Below are 2,442 nucleotides of genomic sequence, written 5' to 3' on the forward strand. Positions count from 1 at the left end.
GAGAGCGTCCGGCAAAGGCCCTCTGGCGTTTCAGTGCGACAGCCAGCTACGCTGCGGTTGCAGCGTAGCGCCAGGGCAGCAGTTCGTCGAGACGGGTGATCTTGTGGTCGGCGATGCGGGCGAGGACGTGGGTCAGCCAAGCCTGCGGGTCGACGCCGTTGAGCCTGGCCGTCTCGATGAGCGTATAGGCGATGGCTGCCGATTTGCCGCCGCCCTCGGAGCCGACAAAGAGATAGTTCTTCCGACCCAGGGCCACGGGCTTCATGGCGCGCTCGGCAGCGTTGTTGTCGATCTCGAGGACGCCGTGATCCAGGTAGGGGCGTAGCTTATTCATCCGCGACAGAGCATAGCGGATCGCCTTGGCGAGTTCGGACTTGCCGGAGATCTTTGTCAACTGGGCCTGCAGCCAAGCCTCCAGGTCGTCGAGGATCGGCCTGGCCTCGGCCTGACGGAGGCGTACCCGGACCTCAGGTGCTTGGCCGCGAGCCTGTTTTTCCACGCCATAGAGCCCGGCGATGCGCCGAATGGCCTCCTCAGCGATGACGGAGCCCTGTGACTGGAACAGGTCGACGAACTTGCGCCGGATGTGCGCCATGCAGGCGACCTCTTCAATCGCGCCGGAGCGGTAGAGCGCGTTGAACCCGGAGTAGCCGTCGGCATGCATCCAGCCCCAGTAGTCGGTGAGGTGTCGGGCGGGATGCTCACCCTTCCGGTCGACGGTGAACCGATACCAGGCCGCTGGCGGTGACTGGCCGAGCCAGGGACGTTCATCGCGCACATAGGTCCAGATCCGCGCCGTCTTTGTCCGCCCATTGCCGGGGGCCTGCATCTTCAGCGGCGTGTCATCGGCAAAGATCGCCGGCCCGGCCCGAACGTGCCGGCCGATCGCCTCGGCCAGGGGCTCCAGCAGGGCCGCCGATTTGCCGACCCAGTCCGCCAGTGTCGAACGATCCAGATCGATGCCCTCTCGCTCGAATATCCGGCTCTGCCGGTAGAGCGGGCAGTGGTCGGCGTACTTCGAGACCAGAACATGGGCCAGCAGCCCCGGGCCCGGCCGGCCGCGCTCGATCGGGCGCGAGGGCAAAGGCGCCTGGACGATCCTCTCGCAACACCCACAGGCCAGGCGCGGGCGCACGATCCGGTTCACCACAAAGCAGCCGGGGAGGTATTCCAGCTCCTCGGTGACATCCTCGCCCAACTTCTTGAGCCTGCCGCCGCACTGGCCACAGGCCTCGCCAGGCGAGAGAACCTGCTCGTTGCGCGGTAGATCGGCCGGCAGGGGCTTGCGCCTCGGCTTGTCCCTGGGTTCGGCTGTGCCCGCCGGCTCGTCAGCCGGGGCGGGGGCGCCAGCCTTTGCCGCTGCGGTCTCTTCTTCCTCAAGGCGCAGCTGCAGCTGGTCCAGCGTCTCGGAGGTGGCGCCGAACCGCTGCCGGCGGTGACCGGCAAGCTGGTGCTTGAGCTTCTCGATTTGCAGCGCCTGGGATTTGACCAGCGCCATCAGATTAACCGCTGTATCCCGCAGTTCGGCAGGATCGTCAGGCAGCGAAGTGGCGTCTGTGAACATACCCCGCTTATAGCCGACCGGCGCCAGCGAGGGAATCCCCAGAGGCCATATCTTGCTGCTTTCGCGTGAAATCAGCCGGTCGTCAACGGCCGCCAGGTCCGCTGCGGCGCCCGCCAGTCGATCCCTTCCAACAGCATCGCCAACTGGGCCGACGTCACCATGACCTTTCCATCTGCCGGCGAGGGCCAGACGAAACGACCGCGCTCAAGCCGTTTGCTGAACAGGCATGCCCCTTGACCGTCCCACCAGATCACTTTCAAAAGATCGCCTCTGCGGCCGCGAAAGCAGAACAGGTGACCGCAATAGGGATCCTGCGCCAGAACCTTCTCGACCAAAGCCGAAAGGCCATTGAAGCCCTTCCTCATGTCAGTGACGCCGGCCGCCAGCCAGACCTTGGTGCTCGCAGGCACAGGGATCATGGCGCAGACAGCCCTCTGGCCAGACGCAGCACGATCTCTACATCGAACTCGCCGCTCAGCCTCAAGCGGTGGCCCGAGGCCAAAGCAATCTCAATCTCGCCGGCACCGCAACCCACCGCTTCAGGGTGCTCACCTCGCACCTCCGCCGGCTCGATCTCAACCGGCAGGAACGCAGGGGCATCCCGGACGGGTCCGAACCGCGCATCCCTGCGCCAAAGAAACACCATGTTAGCGTTCAGATCATGACGGCGCGCCACCGCCGCCACCGAGACTCCCGGCTCCAGCGTCTCCGACACAACCCGCCGCTTGAACGCCGTCGAGTAGCTCCGCCGCTTGCGCTTGCCACCATCCGCCAATTTAAGTGTCCGCGTAATTTAAGCGGACACGACCGCCCGCTCACCCGCGAAAAATCCCACAACCGTCACAAGCCTCGCAAGGTCGGGTACACCGGGCGCTCAC

At 65.4% G+C, this 2,442-nt stretch carries 3 protein-coding genes; all 3 read right to left on the minus strand.

From position 1 onward, the window contains the following. Positions 1 to 46 precede the first annotated feature (46 nt). Positions 47 to 1,564 carry an IS66 family transposase gene (tnpC, locus tag H7X47_RS25625; RefSeq protein ID WP_193371630.1) on the minus strand — a complete coding sequence of 506 codons (1,518 nt, stop codon included), beginning with the start codon at positions 1,562 to 1,564 and terminating at the stop codon, positions 47 to 49. A 71-nt stretch (positions 1,565 to 1,635) separates the two neighbouring features. Further along, positions 1,636 to 1,983 (minus strand): IS66 family insertion sequence element accessory protein TnpB, encoded by a 348-nt coding sequence (gene tnpB, locus H7X47_RS25630; protein ID WP_193371631.1) that lies wholly within the window; start codon positions 1,981 to 1,983, stop codon positions 1,636 to 1,638. After that, positions 1,980 to 2,339 (minus strand): IS66-like element accessory protein TnpA, encoded by a 360-nt coding sequence (tnpA, locus tag H7X47_RS25635; protein ID WP_193371632.1) that lies wholly within the window; start codon positions 2,337 to 2,339, stop codon positions 1,980 to 1,982. The genes tnpB and tnpA overlap by 4 nt, the downstream gene beginning before the upstream one ends. Positions 2,340 to 2,442: the final 103 nt, after the last annotated feature.

It is taken from the genome of Pelagibius marinus (assembly GCF_014925385.1).
In the GTDB taxonomy this organism is placed as follows: domain Bacteria; phylum Pseudomonadota; class Alphaproteobacteria; order Kiloniellales; family Kiloniellaceae; genus Pelagibius; species Pelagibius marinus.